The organism is Stenotrophomonas sp. Ker107b, assembly GCF_053847245.1.
The window spans coordinates 1,048,857-1,069,279 of record NZ_JBSPHX010000001.1 but is presented as its reverse complement, the minus strand read 5'-3'; the positions used below and the strand labels follow the sequence as shown (position 1 = coordinate 1,069,279).

Genomic DNA, 20,423 nt, shown 5'->3' with positions numbered 1-20,423 from the left:
ACATGCGTGGCCCCCGTACCTCCTGGACCCGTTACCTGCCGCTGTTGTTGACTGCCCTGCTGTGTGCGCTGCCGGCCCTGGCCTGGGCCGCGCCCGGCGTGCCGGGTGTGCCTGCGCTGCCGGACGTGAATGTCGGCAAGATCGGCGGCCAGCCGGTCAGCCTGCCACTGCAGACGCTGCTGCTGATGACGGCGATCACCCTGATCCCCTCGATGCTGCTGGTGCTGACCGCCTTCACCCGCATCATCATCGTGCTGGGCCTGCTGCGCCAGGCGCTGGGTACCGGCCAGACGCCGTCCAACCAGGTACTGCTCGGTCTGGCCCTGTTCCTCACTGCGATGGTGATGCTGCCGGTGTGGCAGAAGGCGTGGGGCAGCGGCATGGCGCCGTACCTCAACGGCGAGATCGATTTCCAGACCGCCTGGACGCTGACCACCCAGCCGCTGCGTGCCTTCATGCTGGCGCAGATCCGCGAGACGGATCTGATGACCTTCGCCGGCATGGCCGGTCACGGTACCTACGACAGCCCGGATGCCATCCCGTTCCCGATCCTGGTCGCCTCGTTCGTCACCAGCGAGCTGAAGACCGCCTTCGAGATCGGCTTCCTGATCTTCATCCCGTTCGTGATCATCGATCTGGTCGTGGCCAGCGTACTGATGTCGATGGGCATGATGATGCTCTCGCCGATGCTGGTCTCCGCGCCCTTCAAGATTCTCTTGTTCGTGCTGGTGGATGGCTGGGTTCTGGTGGTGGGCACCTTGGCTGCCAGTTTCAATGCGGTCTGACCGCCCCGCCCTGTTGATCGATACGGACCCGAGACTGACATGACGCCCGAACTTGCCCTGACCGAACTGCGTGGTGGCCTGATCACCGTGTTGTGGGTCGCCGGCCCGCTGCTGCTCACCGTGCTGATCGTCGGCGTGGTGGTCGGCGTGGTCCAGGCCGCGACCCAGCTCAATGAGCCCACCATCGCCTTCGTCGCCAAGGCCGCGGCCTTGACGGTAGTGTTGTTCGCGCTCGGCAGCCTGCTGATCGGCCATCTGGTCGAATACACCACGCTGCTGTTCCAGCGCATTCCCCACCTGATCGGCTGAGGCAGCCGCCGTGGATTCCGCGACCCAGATGGCCGCCGATGGCCTGCAGGCCTTCGGCATGATCGGCACGATCCTGTGGACCATGCTGCGCATCGGCGCCATGATCATGGCGATGCCACTGATCGGCACCCGCGCGGTGCCTTCGCGCGTGCGCGTGATGCTTGCCGGTGCACTGGCGATCGCGCTCTCGCCGATGCTGCCGCCGGTACCGGAATGGACCGGCTTCGATGCAGCCACCGTGCTGACCATCGCCCGCGAGCTGGCCATCGGCATCTCGATCGGCTTCCTGCTGCGGCTGGTGTTCGAAGCCGGCGCCATGGCTGGCGAACTGGTCGCACAAGGCACCGGCCTGGCCTTCGCGCAGATGAGTGATCCGATGCGCGGAGGCAGCTCCGGCGTGATCGGGCAGTGGTTCTATCTGCTGTTCGGCCTGTTGTTCTTCGCCTCCAACGGACACCTGGCGCTGATTTCATTGTTGATGGACAGCTACAAGGCATTGCCGATCGGCACCGCCCTGCCCGATCCGCATGCGTTTTTCGCCATCGCCCCCACGTTCCTGCTACAGGTGTTCCGTGGCGCGCTCACGCTGGCGCTGCCGCTCACCGTCGCGATGCTGGCCATCAATCTGGCCTTCGGCGTGCTGGCCCGCGCGGCACCTGCGCTCAACCCGATCCAGCTGGGCCTGCCGGTGGCCCTGCTGCTGGGCCTGTTCCTGCTGACCGTGCTGGCCGGCGAGATGGGGCCACCGGTGCAACGCCTGTTCGATGCCGCCTTCGACGCGGCCGACAGCGTCAGCCGCTGACCCGGGACACACCCGGGACAGCGCGGAAGTTGGCCGACAGCGGGCCATTCGTCACTTGCGGCGCCCCCCGGTCGGGTTGTTAGTCTGGGCCCTGCGTTCCGCTGCGCCGTCGCACGGCGATGACGAAACCTTCACCCGCTGTCTGCGGTGATGGCGTGGCGTTCTGTCGTATCGCTCAGGTGTTGACCAGGGAGAGAGTCATCCATGCTGATCGGCAGCTACACCCCGTGGTTGGTCGTTGTGTCGTTTCTGGTGGCCGTGCTGGCCTCCTTCACTGCGCTGGACATGGCCAGCCGGGTCACCACCGCGGCCACACGCCGCTCCACCTGGTTGTGGCTGATCGGGGGCGGAGGGGCGATGGGGCTGGGCATCTGGTCGATGCACTTCATCGGCATGCTCGCGTTCCAGCTCCCGATCCCGCTCGGCTATGCGCTGGGCCTGACCACCGTCTCGCTGTTGGCCGCCGTGGCCTCCTCCATCTTCGCGCTGTGGCTGGTCTCACGCCCGACCCTGCCGCACGGCCGCCTCGTGCTCGGCGCGGTATTGATGGGCAGCGGCATCGCATCGATGCACTACCTGGGCATGGCCGCGCTGTACATGCAGCCCGGGATCGACTATCACGCCGGCGGGGTGGCGCTGTCGCTGCTCATCGCAGTGGCTGCCTCCTGGGCCGCGCTGTACATCGCCTTCCGTCTGCGCAGCAGCCACCGGCGTCTTCGTGATCGCATCGCCCCTGCACTGGTGCTCGGCGCGGCCATCGTGGGCATGCATTACACCGGCATGGCCGCGGCACGTTTCCCCGCCGGCAGCCTCTGCGGTGCCGCCGCGGGTGACGGCCTGCAGGCACAGTGGCTGGCGCTGGTGGTACTGGTGCTCACCATCGCGATCCTGGCCATCGTGCTGATCGTTTCCTGGCTGGACCAGCGCATGGAGTCGCAGCTGCTGCGTCTGCGCAATACGGACCTGACCAGCTCACTGGATGATGCGCAGGCCGAGTTGACCCAGGCAGCCCTGCACGACCCCCTGACCCGTCTGCCCAATCGCCGGCTGCTGCAGCAGCGCATCGAACAGGCGCTGGCGGAGGCCGAGCAGCGCGGCAGCCGGTTCGCGGTGATGTTCATGGATCTGGACGGCTTCAAACAGGTCAATGATGCCTACGGACACCAGACCGGCGATGCGTTGCTGGTCGCCGTCGCCGACCGCACCCGCAAACTGCTGCGGCCGGCAGACATGCTCGCGCGCCTGGGCGGCGACGAATTCGTGCTGGTGGTGCCGATCGAGAACGATGAGGATGTCGCCACGCTGGCCAGCCGCATCATCCAGACCGTGGGCCGCGAACCATTGCTGCCGCACCAGGACCTGCAGGTGACCGCCAGCATCGGCATCGCCATCTGCCCCGACCATGCCGCCAGCGAGCGTCAGCTCATGGCCTTCGCCGATGCAGCGATGTACCAGGCCAAGGAAGCCGGCCGCAACGCCTATGTGCGCTTCGCCGACTGGATGAACGACAGCGCCGAGCAGCAGTTCCAGCTTCTCGCCGACCTGCGCCGGGCGATCGGTACCGAGCAGCTGTTCCTGCACTACCAGCCCAAGACCCGCGTGGCCGGCCAATCGGTGAGCGGGGCCGAAGCGCTGATCCGCTGGCGTCACCCGCAGCAGGGCCTGATCCCGCCGGACCGCTTCATCCGCCTGGCCGAGCGCAGCGGCGTGATCAATGACATCGGCCGCTGGGCACTCAACGAAGCCTGCCGCCAGCTGCGTGTGTGGCACGACGCCGGTCATGACGGCTGGACGGTCTCGGTGAACCTCTCGCCGATCCAGTTCGCCTCGCCCACGCTGCTGCACGAAGTGCGCGAGGCGCTCAAGACCCACCATCTCCAGCCGCGCCGGCTGATCCTGGAAATCACGGAAAGCGCCGTGATGCGTGACACCGAGGCCAGCCTGACCCTGTTGCAGGCCATGGCCGCGCTGGGCGTGGGCATTTCCATCGATGATTTCGGCACCGGGTATTCCAGCCTGCTGTACCTCAAGCGGCTGCCGGCCACCGAGATCAAGATCGACCATGCGTTCGTGCGCGATCTGGAAAACAGCTCTGAGGACGTGGTGATCGTCTCGGCCATCGTGGCGTTGGGGCATGCGCTGGATATGGACATCGTCGCCGAAGGCGTCGAGACCGCCGGCCAACGCGCTTACCTGGAGCGGTTGGGCTGCGACTACCTGCAGGGGTATCTGCTCGGCCGGCCGATGGACCCGGAGCGCTTCATGCAGCTGCATGACCTGCCCCGCCCGCGGGTGGAGGTGGCGGCAGGATGGAAGGCCCACGCGCGGCCAGGGGCCTCGGCGGGGTGATGCAGGCCCGGTGAGGTAGTGCCGGCCGCCAGCGGCCGGCACTACCTTCTTGTAGCCCGCGGAACGGTTCTTGCACGGACACCGGTATCTCCTCCCGTGTCGTGCCCTGATGTCCGAGAACGAACAAGCCGGCGAAAAGACCGAATTACCCACCGAAAAGCGCCTGCGCGATGCCCGGGAACAGGGCAACATTCCGCGCTCGCGTGAGCTGGCCACGGCGGCCGTGTTCGGTGCCGGTGTTCTGGCGCTGATGGCGTTTTCCGGCACCATCGCCCGCAACACCAAGACCTGGATGCAGTTCGCGCTGAGCCCCGAGCCGGCCCTGTGGCTGCACCCCAAGGCGTTGTTCGGGCACTTCGGCGAGCTGCTGCTGCGCCTGATGCTGGCGATGTGGCCCCTGATCGTGATCTGCCTGCTGGCCAGTTTCCTGTCACCGGTGGTGATGGGCGGGCTGCGCTGGTCGAACAAATCGATGATGCCCGACTTCAAGCGCATGAGCCCGATGGCCGGCATGAAGCGCCTGTACGGCCCGGAAGCGATCGCCGAGTTCACCAAATCCCTGCTGCGCATCGCCTTCGTCGGCACCGCGGCCGGGCTGGTGGTCTGGCACGGCATCCGGCCCCTGCGCGATCTGCTCAACCAGCCGCTGGAAACCGCGATGGTCCACGGCCTGGGCTTCACCCTGAAGCTGATGCTGGCCACCGGCGGCGCGATGATGCTGCTGGCCTTCATCGATGCCCCGTACCAGCGCTGGAACTGGATGCGCAAGCTGAAGATGACCCGTGAAGAGCTGCGCCGGGAAATGAAGGAAAGCGAGGGCAGCCCGGAGGTCAAGGGCCGCATCCGCCAGCTCCAGCAGCAGCTGGCCAACCGCCGGATGATGGAAGCGGTGCCCACCGCCGACGTGGTGGTGGTCAACCCGACCCACTACGCGGTCGCCCTGAAATACGAGGGCGGAAAGATGGGCGCCCCCACCGTGGTGGCCCTGGGCGTGGATGAAACCGCCCTGCGTATCCGTGAAGTGGCCGACGGCAACAAGGTCGCCATCGTCTCCGCCCCGCCTTTGGCACGCGCCTTGTATCGGGAAGGTCAACTTGGAAAGGAAATTCCCGTGAGACTGTATTCGGCCGTGGCCCAGGTCCTCTCCTACGTCTACCAGCTGCGCAGCTGGCACACCGGCCCGATGCCGGCCAGCCCCAGCATCGACATCGATGAATTCGGCAAGGGAGCCCGCTCATGAGCGCACAGCCCGCTGCAGGCGGCATGAACGTCCGCCGCGCCTTGGACATGATCCGCAACGGCCTCGGCGCCCCGCTGATCGTGCTGGCGCTGCTGGCCATGGTGGTCGTCCCGCTGGCCCCGCCGGTGCTCGATGCCCTGTTCACCTTCAACATCGCCATCTCGCTGATGGTGCTGCTGGCGGTGGTGTACGTGAAGCGCCCGTTGGACTTCACCATCTTCCCGATCGTGCTGCTGATCACCACCATGCTGCGGCTGGCGTTGAACGTGGCCTCCACCCGCGTGATCCTGCTGCATGGCCAGAACGGCCACGAGGCCGCGGGCAAGGTGATCGCCGCGTTCGGTGAATTCGTCATCGGCGGCAACTACGCGGTCGGCATCGTGGTCTTCGCGATCCTGACCATCATCAACTTCGTGGTGATCACCAAGGGTGCCGGCCGCGTGTCCGAAGTGACCGCGCGCTTCATCCTGGACGCCATGCCCGGCAAGCAGATGGCCATCGATGCCGACCTCAACGCCGGTTTGCTGACGCGTGAAGAGGCCAAGGCCCGCCGCGAAGAAGTCCGCGAGGAAGCCGACTTCTACGGCGCGATGGATGGCGCGAGCAAGTTCATCCGCGGTGATGCGATCGCCGGCATCCTGATCCTGTTCATCAACTTGATCGGCGGCCTGGCCGTCGGCGTGCTCCAGCACGGCATGCCGTTCGGCGATGCCGCGGCCACCTACACCCTGCTCTCCATCGGTGACGGCCTGGTGGCGCAGCTGCCGGCGCTGCTGGTGTCCTCGGCGGTGGCCATGCTGGTCACCCGCGCCTCGCGCTCGCAGGACATGGCCCAGGCCATGATGGGCCAGGTGTTCGGCCAGTACCGCGCACTCACCATCGCCGCGGCGATCATGGGCGTGGTCGGCCTGGTGCCGGGCATGCCCAACGTCGCCTTCTTGACGCTGGCGGCAATCCTCGGCTTCGTTGCCTGGAAAGCCTGGAAGAAGAGCGTCGCCGCTGCGCGCGCCGCAGAATCTCCCGCTGCCAGCCGTCCCGAAGCGCTGGGCCTGCCCGGCGCCACCCCCTCGCCCACCGCCGAACTGACCTGGGACGAACTGCGCCCGGTCGATCCGCTCGGCCTGGAAGTCGGCTATCGGCTGATCCCGCTGGTCGACAAGAACCAGGGCGGCGAGTTGATGGCGCGGATCAAGGGCGTGCGCCGCAAGCTCACCCACGACATCGGCTTCCTGATTCCCTCGGTCCACATCCGCGACAACCTCGAACTGCCCGCCACCGCCTACCGCCTGCTGATCCACGGCGTCCCGGTAGCCACGGCCGAGATCCACCCGGACCGCGAACTCGCGCTGGACCCGGGCAGCGCGCTGGGCACGCTGGAGGGCATCGCCGGCAAGGATCCCGCCTTCGGCCTGGACGCCACCTGGATCCAACCGCACCAGCGCGCCAACGCCGAAACGATGGGCTACACCGTGGTCGATCCGGCCACGGTGGTCGCCACGCATCTGTCGCACCTGATCCGCGAGCACGCCCCGGAACTGCTCGGCCATGAAGAAGTGCAGCAGCTGCTGGCCAACCTGGCCAAGAGCGCACCGAAGCTGGTCGAGGATCTGACGCCCAAGTCGTTGCCGCTCTCGGCCGTGGTGCGCGTGCTGCAGAACCTGCTGATCGAACGCATTCCGATCCGCCAGCTGCGCAAGATCGTCGAGTCGCTGGTGGAAAGCGCCCCGACCAGCCAGGACCCGGCGGTGCTGACCGCTGCCGTGCGCAACGCGCTGGGCCGTTTCATCGTGCAGGAGATCGCCGGAATGTCGGCGGAGCTGCCGGTGTTCACCCTCAACCCGCAACTGGAACGCGTCTTGCAGGAGTCCACTCAGGGCAACGGCGCCGCGCTGGAACCCGGACTCGCTGAGCGACTGCATCAAAGCCTGGCCGAATGTGTCGGCAAGCAGGAAGCGAAGAACGAGCCGGCGGTCGTGCTGGTGCCTGGCCCGGTACGTGCCGCGCTGGCACGGCTGGTACGCCACAGCGTCCCCTCGCTGTCCGTACTCGCCTACAGCGAGGTGCCCGAGGACAAACGGTTGAAGCTGGTCGGCACGATCAGTTGAGCCAGGCGCCCGACGGCACCGCGACAGAAAACAGACACCCCACTCGAATTCACCGCAGCAGGAAATAAAGGGAATCCCTGACCGTGCAGACCACCGACAACCAGCGTTTCCCTTCCACCACTCCGCCGCCCCAGTCCCGGTACCACAGCATGAAAATCAAACGCTTCGTCGCCTCCGATATGCGCTCGGCCATGAACCTGGTGCGCAAGGAACACGGTCCTGACGCAGTGATCCTGTCCAACCGCCGGATCGCCGAAGGTGTCGAGATCGTGGCGGCGGCGAACTACGACGAGGGCGCAGTGCAGCGCGCCCTGGAAGCGGCCCGCAAGGATGTCGCTCCGCCGCCGGCCCCGCGCCCGCGCAGCGCCGCCGATGCCGTGATCGCCGCCGTGACCCGTCGCAAGACCCCGGTGGCCACGCCCGAGCCGGTGGCCGCCACCACCTCGGCCGTTGCCGCCCTGGCCCGCGCCGCTGTCGGCGCGACCGGTCGCACCCTCGATACCGCCAACGAAAGCGTGCCCCAGCGCGGCAGCGATGGCTTTGCCGCTACCCTGGCCCGCGCCAGCGTCGGCCCCGCCGTCAACGAACCGTCGCTGCCGGAGCAGATCTTCGCGCCGTTCAATGTCGAGCAGGCTGCCGCAGCCTCGCCCGCCGCACCGGTGGAGGCTGTCGCGGCCCCGGCCCCGATCAACCGCGCCCGCTTCGTGATCGATCCGCCGCTGGACGACGCCGACGAACCCGCACTGTCGGCCGCCGCGGTGCTCGCCCCGGCCGCCATCGTCGCCGCTGCGGTACCGCCGGCGCTGCCGCTGCCGGTGACCACCGCGGCCGCCGCCAACGAACCGGCACCGGTCGTGGCCAGCGCGCCGGAGCTGAGCCTGATCCCGCGCGACGACGAAGAAATCCGCCAGCTGCGTCACGAAGTGGCCGGCATGCGCCACGTCATCGAGCGCGAGATGCACCGCTTCACCGACGAACGCCTGCGCGGCTCGCCGGTCCGTGCGGCTGCCTTGGACCTGATGGACGAATACGGCTTCGATGCCGGGATCAGCCGCGACGTGGCCATGCAGATCCCGCTGGACACCGACGCCCACCGCGGCCGTGGCCTGATGCTCGGCCTGCTCTCCAGGAAGTTGCCGATCGCCCCGGTCGATCCGCTGGAAGCCGGCGGTGTGATCGCCCTGGTCGGCCCGACCGGCGCCGGCAAGACCACCACCATCGCCAAGCTGGCCTCGCGGTTCGCCGAAGCCCACGCCGCCCGCGATGTCGCCCTGGTCACCACCGATACCGGCCGCATCGGCGCCCGCGAGCAGTTGTACGGCTTCGGCCGCCAGCTTGGCATCGCAGTTCACGAAGCCAGCAGCGGCAGCGACCTCAACCAGCTGCTGGAGCGCCTGAAGGACTACAAGCTGGTCCTGATCGACACCGCCGGCCTGGGCCCGCGCGACCGTGCCCTGGCCGCCCAGCTGCAGTGGCTGCGGGCCGCCGAGCAGATCCGCACCCTGCTGGTGCTGCCGGCCAACACCAGTTTCGGCGACATGGACGAGGTGGTCCGCCGCTTCAGCGCCGCCAACCCGCAGGGCGTGGTGCTGAGCAAGCTGGATGAGACCGGCCGCTTCGGTACCGCCCTGTCGGTGGCCGTCGACCACCGCCTGCCGATCACCTGGATCACCGATGGCCAGGACGTTCCTGAAGACCTGCACCGTGCCAGCGCGGCCAATCTTGTACTTCGCCTTGAAGATTTGCGCCGCGCGGCCGATATGCCCTGCAACCCGGAGTTGAACCATGCCGTCGCGTGAGTACGCCAAGCTGACCCAGACCTTCCCGTTGTCGGCTACCCGAAGCCAGCCGCTGGGCCCGGTCCGCACCATCGCCGTCACCGGCGGCAAGGGCGGCGTGGGCAAAACGAACGTTTCGGCCAATCTGGCCGTGGCGCTTGCCAGCATGGGCAAACGTACCCTGCTGCTGGATGCCGACCTGGCCCTGGCCAACGTCGATGTGATCCTGGGCCTGAAGCCGACCGTGACCCTGGCCGACCTGGTCGCCGGGCGCTGCACGCTGGAGGAGGTCATCATCGAAGGCCCCGGCGGCGTGCTGGTGGTGCCGGCGGCCTCGGGCCGCCGCAACATGGCCGAGCTGCAGCAGGCCGAGCACATCGGCCTGGTCAACGTGTTCTCCGAGCTGGAGCGCGAACTGGACATCATGGTGGTGGACACGGCCGCGGGCATCACCGACGGCGTGCTGACCTTCTGCCAGGCCGCCCAGGACACCGTGGTGGTGGTCTGCGACGAGCCGGCCTCGATCACCGATGCCTACGCCCTGATCAAAGTCCTCTCGCGCGAACGCGGCGTGGACCGGATCCAGGTGGTCGCCAACATGGTGCGCGACCCGAATGAAGGCCGGGTGCTGTACGAAAAGCTGACCCGCGTCTGCGAGAAGTTCCTGGCCGATGTGTCGCTCAACTACCTCGGCTGTGTGCCGCAGGACGACTGGCTGCGCCTGTCGGTCCAGCGCCAGCAGCCGGTGGTGAAGGCCTACCCGTCCAGCCCGTCGGCGCTGGCCTTGACCGAGATCGCACGCCGTACCGCACGCTGGCAGGCCCCGACCGAGCCGCGTGGTGGCGTCGAGTTCTTCCTGGAACGCATCCTCAAGCAACGCGGGGTGACCGCATGAAAGGCGCCGCACAATACAAAGAGGTCCAGCGGGTCGCCGCGAACGAGTGCATTGCCCAGCACTCGGACCTGGTCCGCCGCATCGCCCACCATCTGGCGGCACGTCTGCCCGCCAGCGTGGAGGTCGACGACCTGATCCAGGCCGGCATGATGGGCCTGATCGAAGCGTCGCGCAGCTATGACGCCGACCAGGGCGCCTCGTTCGAGACCTATGCCTCGATCCGCATCCGCGGCTCGATGATCGATGAGATCCGCCGTGGTGACTGGGTACCGCGCTCGGTCCATCGCCGGGCCCGCGACGCCGCCGCCACCATCCGCCGGCTCGAACAGAGCACCGGACGCGCCGCCAGCGCCACCGAAGTGGCGGCCGCGATGGACATGCCGCTGCCGGACTACCTGCGCCTGATGGAAGATGCCTCGCGCGGCCAGGTGCTGAGCCTGGAATCACGGATCGAAGACCAGGGCGAGCTGGACACCGTCGCCCAGGGCGGCCCGACCCCGCAGCAGGTGTTGGAGCGTGGCGAGTTCGGGCGCGAGCTGGGCAACGCGATCGGGCTGCTGCCCGAGCGCGAACAGCTGGTCCTGTCGCTGTATTACGAGCAGGAACTGAACCTGAAAGAGATCGGCGCCGTGTTGGGCGTCAGCGAATCGCGCGTGTGCCAGATCCATGGCCAGGCCGTGCTGCGCCTGCGTGGCCGACTGAAAATCTTCGAGGCGGCCGACGCCGGCCTCGAGAACCATTAAGACCGAGGAAAGAGCTTTGGACAAGAACATGCGTATCCTGATCGTCGACGATTTTTCGACCATGCGTCGTATCGTCAAGAACCTGCTGGGCGATCTGGGCTTCACCAACACGGCCGAAGCCGAGGACGGGCATGCCGCGCTGATGCTGTTGCAGAGCCAGCCGTTCGATTTCGTGGTCACCGACTGGAACATGCCGGTGATGACGGGCATCGACCTGCTCAAGGCCATCCGCGCCGACGCCAAGCTCAAGACGCTGCCGGTGTTGATGGTGACTGCTGAAGCCAAGCGCGAGCAGATCATCGAAGCGGCCCAGAACGGCGTCAACGGCTACATCATCAAGCCGTTCACCGCCCAGACCCTGGAAGAAAAGCTCGGCAAGATCTTCGAGCGTCTGGCGGCGAGCGCCTGATGGAAACCCTGAGCGACAAATCAGCGCTGGTGCAGCGCCTGCAGGATGCACTGGCCGCGCTGGAATCGGGTGACGAAGCCGCGTGGCGTCAGGAAATCGACGCACTCGCCGCGCTGCGCACCCAGCCGATGATGGCCGGGTTGAACCGGCTCGCCCGCGAGCTGGGCCAGGCACTGGGCGAGCTGCCCAGCCTGCCCAGCGAAGCCGGCGAACTGGACGATGCCTGCGCGCGCCTGGATCACGTGGTGGCGATGACCGAACAGGCCACCCACCGCACCCTGGACCTGGCCGAAGAATGCCGCACGCTCACCGAGCAGCTGCGCGCCAATGGCTTGACGGCCGACCAGGACCAGCAGCTGGACCGCATCCGCCACAACCTGACCGAGATCGCGCTCACCCAGAGCTACCAGGATCTCACCGGGCAGATCATCCGCCGCGTGGTGGGCATCGTGCGTCGCGTGCATGAGGGCTTCGGTGCACTCGGGCTGCCGCCGCAGGACGACACCGCGCACAAGCGTGACAACGGCCTGGCCGGCCCGGCCGTAACCGGTCTGGACCGCCACCAGGTTTCACAGGTCGACGCTGACGACCTGCTCTCCGATTTGGGACTTTAACGATCATGAGTGCTGTTCCAGACGATATCGCTGCCGACTTCATCCTCGAGGCCCAGGAGATCCTGGATCGCCTCGGCGAACAGCTGGTGTCGCTGGAGCAGGCGCCCCAGGACAGTGACCAGCTCAACGCCGTGTTCCGCGGGTTCCACACGCTCAAGGGCGGCGCGGGCTTCCTCGGCATCCAGGCGATGGTGGAGCTGTGCCACGCCGCCGAGGAAACCCTGGGCATGGCACGCTCGGGCCAGGCCACGCTGCAGGCCCATCACTTCGACGCGGCCCAGCAGTCGCTGGACTACCTGCAGTCGATGCTGGATTCGGTCTCGGCCGGCACCGAGCCGGGCTATGCCCCGCCGGAGCTGATCGCACAGTTCGACGTGAACGGCCCGGCCACCCCGGCGGCTGCCCCCAGCGCCGCGGCCGGCCCCAGCAGCGGTGAGCTGATCACCGACGATGAATTCGAAGCGCTGCTCGACCAGTTGCATGGCGGTGCCGCACCGACCGCCGTCGCCGCCAGGAAAGACGACGGCATGATCAGCGAAGACGAGTTCGAATCGCTGCTCGACCAGCTGCACGGCGGCGCGGCACCCGGTGCCAAGTCCGTGACGGCCGCACCCGCCCCGGCGCCTCGCGCGGTGGCTGCGCCCGCCGCGCCTGCCGCCAACAAGCCCGCGCCCAACAAGCCGGTCGCCGAGGCTGAGCACACCGTGCGCGTGGACACCAAGCGCCTGGATGCGATCGTCAACCTGATCGGCGAGCTGGTGCTCTCGCGCAACCGGCTCAAGACGCTGCGTGCGCGCCTGCACGATGAAGAGCTCGACCGGGCCGTCTCCACCCTGGACATCGCCACCGCCCGCCTGCAGTCCGCCGTCATGCGCACCCGCATGCAGCCGGTCGGCAAGGTGTTCTCGCGCTTCCCCAAGGTGGCGCGCGATGTCGCACGCTCGCTGAAGAAGGAAGTGGAGCTGGAACTGATCGGCGCGGAAACCGAGCTGGACCGCAACCTGGTCGAAGCGCTGGCCGATCCGCTGGTCCATCTGGTCCGCAACGCGATCGACCACGGCGTGGAAATGCCGGAGCTGCGTGAAGCACAGGGCAAGCCCCGCAGCGGCCACGTGCGCCTGTCCGCGCAGCAGGAAGGCGACTACGTCAGCATCGAAGTGCAGGACGACGGCGCGGGTATCGACCCGGAACGCCTGCGCCAGAAGGCGCGCGAGAAGGGGCTGATCGATCCGGAAGCCGCCGCCCGCCTGAGCAGCGAGGAATGCCTGCACCTGGTGTTCCTGCCGGGTTTCTCGACCAAGCAGCAGGTGACCGACATCTCCGGCCGCGGCGTGGGCATGGACGTGGTCCAGTCGCGCATCCGCGAGCTGAGTGGTCAGATCCAGATCCAGTCCGAGCTGGGCCGTGGCAGCCGCTTCATGATCCGCGTGCCGCTCACCCTGGCGATCCTGCCGACCCTGCTGGTGCAGGCCGGCGAGGACGTCTACGCCCTGCCCCTGGCCCGCGTGATGGAGGTGCTGCATGCCCCCAACACCTCCCTGGGCTGGTTCGACGGCCGTGCCGTGCTGGACCGGAAATCGCACACGCTGGCCCTGGTGGATCTGCGTCACTGGCTGGATGTGGAGCCGATGCCGTCCTCGCTGCTGACCATCGTGGTGCTGCAGGCCGGTGAAGCCCGCTTCGGCCTGGTGGTCGACCAGGTCCGCGGCCGCGAGGAAGTGGTGATCAAGCCGCTGCCCAAGGCCCTGCGCGGACTGCGTGGCTATGCCGGCGCCACCCTCATCGGTGATGGCCGCATGGCGCTGATCCTGGACGTGGACGGGCTGCGCACCAACCACGATTGACCGCGTGAAAGTGTGACCGCCGCATCACTGGATTCCTTCGGCGTCTCAAGTCCCATTCACACAAGCCGATAACGGACCCATGGACAGACTCAGCCTCATTGGACTTTTCCTCGCGCTGGCCTCACTGGTCGGCGGCAGCATCCTCAAGGGGGCCGGTCTGGCGTCGCTGTGGTCGCCGGCCGCCTTCGTGATCGTCATCGTCGGCACCATCGCCTCGATCCTGCTGCACACCTCGCCGGCCGTGTTCAAGCACGCCTTCAAGATCGTCAAGTGGGTGATTTTGCCGCCGAGCAGCGACCGCCGCCACCTGATCCAGCAGATCGTGGAGTGGAGCAACATCGCCCGCCGCCAGGGCCTGCTCGGCCTGGAAGCCCAGGTCGATGCCCAGGACGATCCGTTCCTGCGCAAGGGCCTGCAGCTGCTGGTGGACGGCGTGGAGCCGGAGACCATCCGGCACATGATGGAAATCGAGCTGAGCAGCCAGGAGAGCCAGGATCTGGCCGCCTCCAAGGTGTTCGAGGGCATGGGCATCTATGCGCCGACGCTGGGCATCATCGGCGCCGTGCTCGGCCTGATCGCGGTGATGAAGAACCTCGCCGACCCGAGCAAGCTCGGCCACGGCATCGCGGCGGCGTTCACCGCCACCATCTACGGCATCGCCTCGGCCAACCTGCTGTTCCTGCCGGTGTCGGCCAAGCTCAAGAGTGTGATCCACCACAACAGCCGCGACCGCGAGATGATCATCGAAGGGCTGATCTCCATCGCCCAGGGTGAAAACCCGCGCAACATCGAAACCAACCTGTCCGGGTTCCTGCACTGACATGGCCCGCCGCAAGCACCACGAAGAACATGCCAACCATGAGGCCTGGGCGATTCCCTACGCCGACCTCATGACGCTGCTGCTCGCCTTCTTCGTGGTGATGTACGCCATCTCCTCGCTCAACGAGGGCAAGTACCGGATCATGGCCGATGCGTTGACCACCGCCTTCGGTGGCGCGCCGCGCACCATCAACCCGGTGCAGGTCGGCAACCAGCAGGTCCAGGGCGGCGGCTGGGACAGCCCCTCGGTGATCAAGGCCGGCACCAAGGTCGGCCCGTCCGCGCCGGCGCCGAGCAACGACCCCACCCTGCTGCCGGCGATGGCCTCACAGATGCGCATGCCCGTCTCCATGCGCAACCAGGAACAGCTGCAGCGCGCCGAGCGCCAGCTCAACGGCATCGCCGACAAGCTCACTGCCACCCTGGCCCCGCTGATCGAGCGCGGCATGATCACCGTGCGCCGTACCGAGCTGTGGATCGAGGTGGAGATCAACAGCGACATCCTGTTCCCGACCGCCTCGGCGACGCTGGACGTGCACGCACGCGACACCCTCTCCACCCTCGCCCAGGTGCTGCGCGATGCGCCCAACGGCGTACGCGTGGAAGGCCACACCGACAACATTCCGATCGCCACCTCGCTGTTCCCCTCCAACTGGGAACTCTCCGCCGCGCGTGCGGCCAGCGTGGTGCATCTGTTCGCCGACCAGGGCCTGCAGCCGGCGCGGCTGGCGATGGTCGGGTACGGCCAGTTCCGCCCGCGCGAAAGCAATGCCAGCGCCGAAGGCCGCAACCGCAATCGGCGGGTGATGGTGATCATCCTCGCCGACACCGCCCCCAGCGTCGATCCGATCACCGACCGGCTCAGTGCCGATGCCGAGGCGGTCGACACCGCCGCAGCACCCAGCGCCACCCGTACCCCCCCTGTTACCCCCATCGCACCGGTGCAGTTGCCACCGGTGCCGGCCGGCAGCCGTGTTGGCGCCGCCGTTCCGTCTGCAATGAAGGAGTGAACCGCATGCGTATCTGGGCTGTTGCCAATCAGAAAGGCGGCGTGGGCAAGACCACCACGACGCTCGCGCTCGGCCGTGGTCTGGCCACGCAGGGCCACCGCGTGCTGTTGATCGATCTGGATCCGCATTCGTCGCTCACCCGGGCCTTCGGCGTGCCGCTGGATCCACCACCGCAGGGCGTACTGGAGCTGTTCGGCGCGCCGCCGGCCGAGCTGATCACCCTGGCCTATCACAGCAGCATTCCCGGCCTGGACTACGTCTGCGCGCAGGCGGCACTGGCCACGCTGGAGCGGCGCAGTGCGAACCAGCCCGGCCTCGGCCTGGCGCTGCAGAACGCGCTCGCCCGCCACCAGGGCCAGCACGACTACATCCTGCTCGACTGCGCCCCCACCCTGGGCCTGCTGATGATCAACGCGCTGGCCGCGGCCGACCGCCTGATCATCCCGACCCAGGCCGAGCCGCTGGCGCTGCACGGGCTGGACGGCATGGTCCGCACCGGTGAGATGGTCGAGCGCTCGCGCCGCCGTCCGCTGCCGATGTCGATCCTGCCGACCCTGTTCGACCGCCGCACCCGCGCCGGCAACGAGACCGTCAAGCTGATGCAGGACAAGCACGGCCAGCGTGTCTGGGAAGATGCGATCCCGGTCGACACCCGCATCTGCAATGCCGCCAGCCTGACCGTGCCGCCGCAGTCCGAGGATTACCCGGGTCGCGGCCTGGCCGCCTATCGGCGTGCGCTGGAATGGATCCTGGCCGACGACGCGCAGCAGATGGAGCGCGCGGCATGAACACTGCCGGCGTATTGGATGATTACCTGGAGCAACTGCTCGGCGACGCCGTTCCGGCACCGGCAGATGCACCAGCCCCGGTGGCGACACGCGATGCAGGCACGACGCCGGGCGCCGACGCCGACGCCGTTGTCACCGACGCGATGCCCGCTGCCGTCCTCGACGGTCTGCTCGACGAGGTCCGCAACGACCCGTCGCTCAGTGGCGCGATGACCCTGCCCGACACCGCCACCCCGGCACCGGGCTTCGACGACCTGCTCGACGAGGTACGCAATGACCCCTCACTGAGCGGCGCGATGACGCTGGCAGCGGATGAGCAACGCCCCAGTTGGGACGACCTGCCAGCGGAAGTCGTGTACGAGACCGCCCCGGTGGTCGCACCCGCCGCAATGCCCGCCCCGGGCTTCGAGGACCTGCTGGACGAAGTCCGCAACGACCCGTCGTTGAGCGGCCTGATGACCGCCGGTGAGGACGTGGTGCCGTCCGCGCCCGTGCCGCCGCCGGCTCCCGCACCCGCGCCAGCGCCCGCCCCTGCCTCCCCACCGGCTCCGACCGCCCGCGCCACGCCCGCCATGCCCGCCATGCCACTCGCCCCCAGCATCCGCGCCAAGACACCTACGTTGGCCCAGAGCCGCCCTGGCAGCTGGGAGGAGCTGCAACGGCAGGCCCGCGATCCAGCCTCCAGCCCACGCGAGAACCGGCGTGCCAGCGAGCGCACCTCGCGCTGGCTGCGCCTGCGCTGTGGCGCCCAGGCCTATGCACTGGAACTGCTGAAGGTCCAGGAAGTGGTGCTGCCGGTGCCGCTGCTGCCCTTGCGCGGGACAGCCCCGGAGATGCTCGGCATCATGAATCTGCGTGGCCAGGTCGTCCCGGTGATGGACCTGGGCATCCACCTGGGCAGCAGCGCGATCATCAACGATGCCAACACCCGCATCGTGGTGCTCGAAGAGAACGGTGAAACCATGGGCCTGCGGGTCTCGGCCGTGGAAGACGTCGCCAACCTCACCGACTCCCAGATCGAGCCGCCCGATACCGCGCGCATCTGCCAGATTTCCAACGACCTGTTCCGCGGCGTGGCACGCGTCACCGCCCAGCCGATGATCCTGCTGGATGCGACGCAGCTGTTGAACTGAGCGGCAACCGGCACCGCCCCTAAAGCTTTGTTGGTTTAGGCCGTTATAGACCTCGGAACCGTTTGTCCGGAGCAAAGATGAGCACTGTCGCACTGGGTGATGATCTCGGTATCGAGACCAGCACCGAGCTCAAAACACGTTTGGCCCCCCTGGTGGATCAGGAAGGCGATCTGACGCTGGATGCCAGCCAGGTTGGCCGTATCCATACCGCCTCGGTGCAGGTGCTGTGCGCATTCGTCGAGGCCCGCCGCAAGGCCGGGCATCCCACCGGATTCCACGGTTGCACCGCAACCTTCCGTGATGCCGCGCGTCTGCTCGGCGTCACCCAGGCCCTCGGCCTGGACGCACCCCATGACAACCTGAAATCTGTGGAGAACGCTGCATGAGCGCACGTATCTTGGTGGTGGACGATTCGGCGTCGATGCGCCAGATGGTCTCTTTCGCCCTCACCTCGGCCGGCTATTCCGTCGAGGAAGCCGAAGACGGCGCGGTCGCCCTCGGGCGTGCCAAGGGCCAACGCTTCAACGCGGTGGTCACCGACGTCAACATGCCGAACATGGACGGTATCTCGCTGATCCGTGAGCTGCGCCAGCTGGCCGAATACAAGTTCACGCCGATGCTGATGCTGACCACCGAATCGGCTGCGGACAAGAAGTCCGAAGGCAAGGCCGCCGGCGCAACGGGTTGGCTGGTGAAGCCGTTCAACCCGGAACAGCTGGTCGCCACCGTCCAGAAAGTCCTGGGCTGAGCCTCGCTCCACCCTTCCCTCCCCTCGCAACCGGACACCCCGCATCATGAGCATGGATCTGCAACGTTTCCACGCCACTTTCTTCGAAGAGAGCCGCGAGGGGCTGGACGCGATGGAAGCTGGCCTGCTGGCGCTCGAATCGGGCCAGCAGGACCCGGAAATCATCAACTCGGTGTTCCGCGCCGCGCACTCGATCAAGGGCGGCGCGGGTACCTTCGGCTTCGACGCGATCGCCTCGCTGACGCATGTGCTGGAGACGCTGCTCGACGAGCTGCGCGCCGGCAAGCGCGCACTGGAGCCGGCCGCGATCGATGCGATGCTGGCCTCGGTGGACGTGCTGCGCGCGTTGCTGCGTGAAGCCGAACACGGCCAGCCGGCGGACCCGCAGTCCGTGGCCGATATCAAGGCGCGCCTGGAAGCGGTGCTGACCGGCCAGGCCGCCACGGCCGCACCGGTGGCCGCGGCCAAGGTCGATGACACGCCGGAAGCGTGGCAGATCGGTTTCGTGCCGGCGCCGTCGCTGTTCATGAGCGGCAACGATCCGCTGCGCATCATCCGCGAGCTGGAGCACCTGGGCTCGCTGCAGGTCGCCGCCCGCATGGAGCGCCTGCCCGGCTTCGACCAGCTCGATCCGCTCGAGGCCCACCTGGCGTGGGACCTGGGCCTGGTCGGCAAAGTGCCGCGCAGCAAGATTGAAGATACCTTCGCCTGGGTCGTGGACGACTGCGAACTGGACATCCGTCCGGCCGCACCGCCGAGCCTGGCCACCAGCGCACCGGTCGAGGCCAAGCCTGCTGCTCCCGCAGCCCAGGCGGCCGGCGCCGCCGCGCCGGCCACCGCCCATGAAGCGGAAACCTCGATCCGCGTCAGCGTGGACAAGGTCGATGCACTGATCAATCTGGTCGGCGAACTGGTCATCACCCAGGCGATGCTCAAGCAGGTCTCGCATGCACTGGATCCGGCCCAGGCCGAGCAGTTGCTGACCGGCCTGGACCTGCTGGAGCGCAACACGCGCGATCTGCAGGAAGCGGTCATCGGCGTGCGCATGCTGCCGGTGGATGCGGTGTTCCGCCGTTTCCCGCGCCTGGTCCGCGATCTGTCCTCGCGCCTGGGCAAGCATGTCCGCCTGCGCACCATCGGCGAAGGCACCGAGCTGGACAAGGGCCTGATCGAGAAGATCGCCGATCCGCTCGTGCATCTGGTCCGCAACTCGATCGATCACGGCCTGGAAATGCCGGACGTGCGTCGTGAAGCCGGCAAGGACGAAACCGGTACGATCACGCTGGCGGCCTCGCACCAGGGCGGCCACATCGTCATCGAAGTCAGCGACGACGGCCGCGGCCTGAACCGCGACAAGATCCTGTCCAAGGCACTCGAACGCGGCCTGAGCGTGCCGGACAACCCCACCGATTCGCAGGTGTGGGACCTGATCTTCCAGCCGGGCTTCTCCACCGCCGATGCCGTCACGGATCTGTCCGGGCGTGGCGTCGGCATGGACGTGGTCCGCCGCAACATCCAGGCCCTGGGTGGCGAAGTCCAGCTGGAAAGCCAGGCCGGCAACGGCACCCGCGTGCTGATCCGCCTGCCGCTGACCTTGGCCATCCTGGACGGCATGACGGTGTCGGTCGCCGGTGAAACCCTGATCCTGCCCCTGGCCTATGTGCTGGAGGCCCTGCAGCCGCAGGGCGACGACATCCGCACCATGGCCGGCGAAGGCCGCGTGCTGCGGGTCCGTGGCGAGTATCTGCCGATCCTCTCGCTCAGCGATTACTACGGCTACGGCGGTCATTCCCAGGAAGAACCCCTGGTGGTGGTGGTCGAAGGCGATGGCCAGAAGATCGCGCTGGAAGTGGACGAGCTGGTCGGCCAGCAGCAGGTGGTGGTCAAGAACATCGAGAACAACTACCGCCGCATCAGCGGGGTCTCGGGCGCCACCATCCTCGGCGATGGCCGCGTCGCATTGATCGTCGACATCGGCGGACTGGTGCGCTCGCTCAAGGTGCCACAGGCGGCCTGACCGCCCCTGCCCTGCACTGCATCCACACGCCGCCG

General features: G+C 67.6%; 19 protein-coding genes. All 19 read left to right on the top strand.

The window, feature by feature from the left end; all coding sequences use genetic code 11:
* Positions 1 to 2 precede the first annotated feature (2 nt).
* On the top strand, positions 3 to 785 hold the full coding sequence (gene fliP / locus ACWV8V_RS05020; protein WP_121036736.1) for a flagellar type III secretion system pore protein FliP: 783 nt from the start codon (positions 3 to 5) through the stop codon (positions 783 to 785).
* A gap of 39 nt (positions 786 to 824) precedes the next feature.
* A complete protein-coding gene (locus ACWV8V_RS05015) occupies positions 825 to 1,094 on the top strand; it encodes a flagellar biosynthetic protein FliQ (protein ID WP_019184809.1) in 270 nt (89 codons plus the stop codon).
* Positions 1,095 to 1,104: 10 nt separating this feature from the next.
* Positions 1,105 to 1,896: a flagellar biosynthetic protein FliR gene (gene fliR, locus ACWV8V_RS05010; protein ID WP_123729193.1), complete on the top strand. Its 792-nt coding sequence runs from the start codon at positions 1,105 to 1,107 to the stop codon at positions 1,894 to 1,896.
* 204 nt (positions 1,897 to 2,100) lie between these two features.
* Complete coding sequence (locus tag ACWV8V_RS05005; RefSeq protein ID WP_455899087.1) at positions 2,101 to 4,245, top strand: putative bifunctional diguanylate cyclase/phosphodiesterase; 2,145 nt, start codon at positions 2,101 to 2,103, stop codon at positions 4,243 to 4,245.
* Between the two features lie 109 nt (positions 4,246 to 4,354).
* On the top strand, positions 4,355 to 5,485 hold the full coding sequence (gene flhB, locus ACWV8V_RS05000) for a flagellar biosynthesis protein FlhB (RefSeq protein WP_123729191.1): 1,131 nt from the start codon (positions 4,355 to 4,357) through the stop codon (positions 5,483 to 5,485).
* Complete coding sequence (gene flhA / locus ACWV8V_RS04995) at positions 5,482 to 7,590, top strand: flagellar biosynthesis protein FlhA (protein ID WP_429000545.1); 2,109 nt, start codon at positions 5,482 to 5,484, stop codon at positions 7,588 to 7,590. Before flhB ends, flhA begins: the two co-directional genes overlap by 4 nt.
* Positions 7,591 to 7,739: 149 nt before the next feature.
* Complete coding sequence (locus tag ACWV8V_RS04990; protein ID WP_455899086.1) at positions 7,740 to 9,389, top strand: AAA family ATPase; 1,650 nt, start codon at positions 7,740 to 7,742, stop codon at positions 9,387 to 9,389.
* Positions 9,376 to 10,263 carry a MinD/ParA family ATP-binding protein gene (locus ACWV8V_RS04985; RefSeq protein WP_123729189.1) on the top strand — a complete coding sequence of 296 codons (888 nt, stop codon included), beginning with the start codon at positions 9,376 to 9,378 and terminating at the stop codon, positions 10,261 to 10,263. Before ACWV8V_RS04990 ends, ACWV8V_RS04985 begins: the two co-directional genes overlap by 14 nt.
* Positions 10,260 to 11,006: an RNA polymerase sigma factor FliA gene (locus ACWV8V_RS04980; protein ID WP_123729188.1), complete on the top strand. Its 747-nt coding sequence runs from the start codon at positions 10,260 to 10,262 to the stop codon at positions 11,004 to 11,006. The genes ACWV8V_RS04985 and ACWV8V_RS04980 overlap by 4 nt, the downstream gene beginning before the upstream one ends.
* 16 nt (positions 11,007 to 11,022) lie before the next feature.
* Positions 11,023 to 11,415, top strand: coding sequence for a chemotaxis response regulator CheY (gene cheY / locus ACWV8V_RS04975; protein ID WP_184997074.1), 393 nt, complete (start codon positions 11,023 to 11,025; stop codon positions 11,413 to 11,415).
* On the top strand, positions 11,415 to 12,029 hold the full coding sequence (locus ACWV8V_RS04970; RefSeq protein ID WP_353087029.1) for a protein phosphatase CheZ: 615 nt from the start codon (positions 11,415 to 11,417) through the stop codon (positions 12,027 to 12,029). Before cheY ends, ACWV8V_RS04970 begins: the two co-directional genes overlap by 1 nt.
* 5 nt (positions 12,030 to 12,034) lie before the next feature.
* Positions 12,035 to 13,873 (top strand): chemotaxis protein CheA, encoded by a 1,839-nt coding sequence (locus ACWV8V_RS04965; protein WP_455899085.1) that lies wholly within the window; start codon positions 12,035 to 12,037, stop codon positions 13,871 to 13,873.
* Positions 13,874 to 13,952: 79 nt separating this feature from the next.
* Positions 13,953 to 14,693 carry a flagellar motor protein gene (locus ACWV8V_RS04960; RefSeq protein ID WP_121036725.1) on the top strand — a complete coding sequence of 247 codons (741 nt, stop codon included), beginning with the start codon at positions 13,953 to 13,955 and terminating at the stop codon, positions 14,691 to 14,693.
* A 1-nt stretch (position 14,694) separates the two neighbouring features.
* Positions 14,695 to 15,702: a flagellar motor protein MotD gene (motD, locus tag ACWV8V_RS04955; protein WP_259260935.1), complete on the top strand. Its 1,008-nt coding sequence runs from the start codon at positions 14,695 to 14,697 to the stop codon at positions 15,700 to 15,702.
* A gap of 5 nt (positions 15,703 to 15,707) precedes the next feature.
* Positions 15,708 to 16,490 (top strand): ParA family protein, encoded by a 783-nt coding sequence (locus tag ACWV8V_RS04950; protein ID WP_455899084.1) that lies wholly within the window; start codon positions 15,708 to 15,710, stop codon positions 16,488 to 16,490.
* Positions 16,487 to 17,623 carry a chemotaxis protein CheW gene (locus tag ACWV8V_RS04945; RefSeq protein ID WP_455899083.1) on the top strand — a complete coding sequence of 379 codons (1,137 nt, stop codon included), beginning with the start codon at positions 16,487 to 16,489 and terminating at the stop codon, positions 17,621 to 17,623. The genes ACWV8V_RS04950 and ACWV8V_RS04945 overlap by 4 nt, the downstream gene beginning before the upstream one ends.
* Positions 17,624 to 17,700: 77 nt before the next feature.
* The gene (locus ACWV8V_RS04940; RefSeq protein ID WP_259260938.1) at positions 17,701 to 18,009 is read left to right on the top strand and encodes an STAS domain-containing protein; all 309 of its coding nucleotides are present in this window, start codon (positions 17,701 to 17,703) and stop codon (positions 18,007 to 18,009) included.
* On the top strand, positions 18,006 to 18,371 hold the full coding sequence (locus ACWV8V_RS04935; RefSeq protein WP_259260940.1) for a response regulator: 366 nt from the start codon (positions 18,006 to 18,008) through the stop codon (positions 18,369 to 18,371). The genes ACWV8V_RS04940 and ACWV8V_RS04935 overlap by 4 nt, the downstream gene beginning before the upstream one ends.
* 46 nt (positions 18,372 to 18,417) lie before the next feature.
* Positions 18,418 to 20,388 carry a chemotaxis protein CheA gene (locus ACWV8V_RS04930; RefSeq protein ID WP_259260942.1) on the top strand — a complete coding sequence of 657 codons (1,971 nt, stop codon included), beginning with the start codon at positions 18,418 to 18,420 and terminating at the stop codon, positions 20,386 to 20,388.
* Positions 20,389 to 20,423 lie beyond the last annotated feature (35 nt).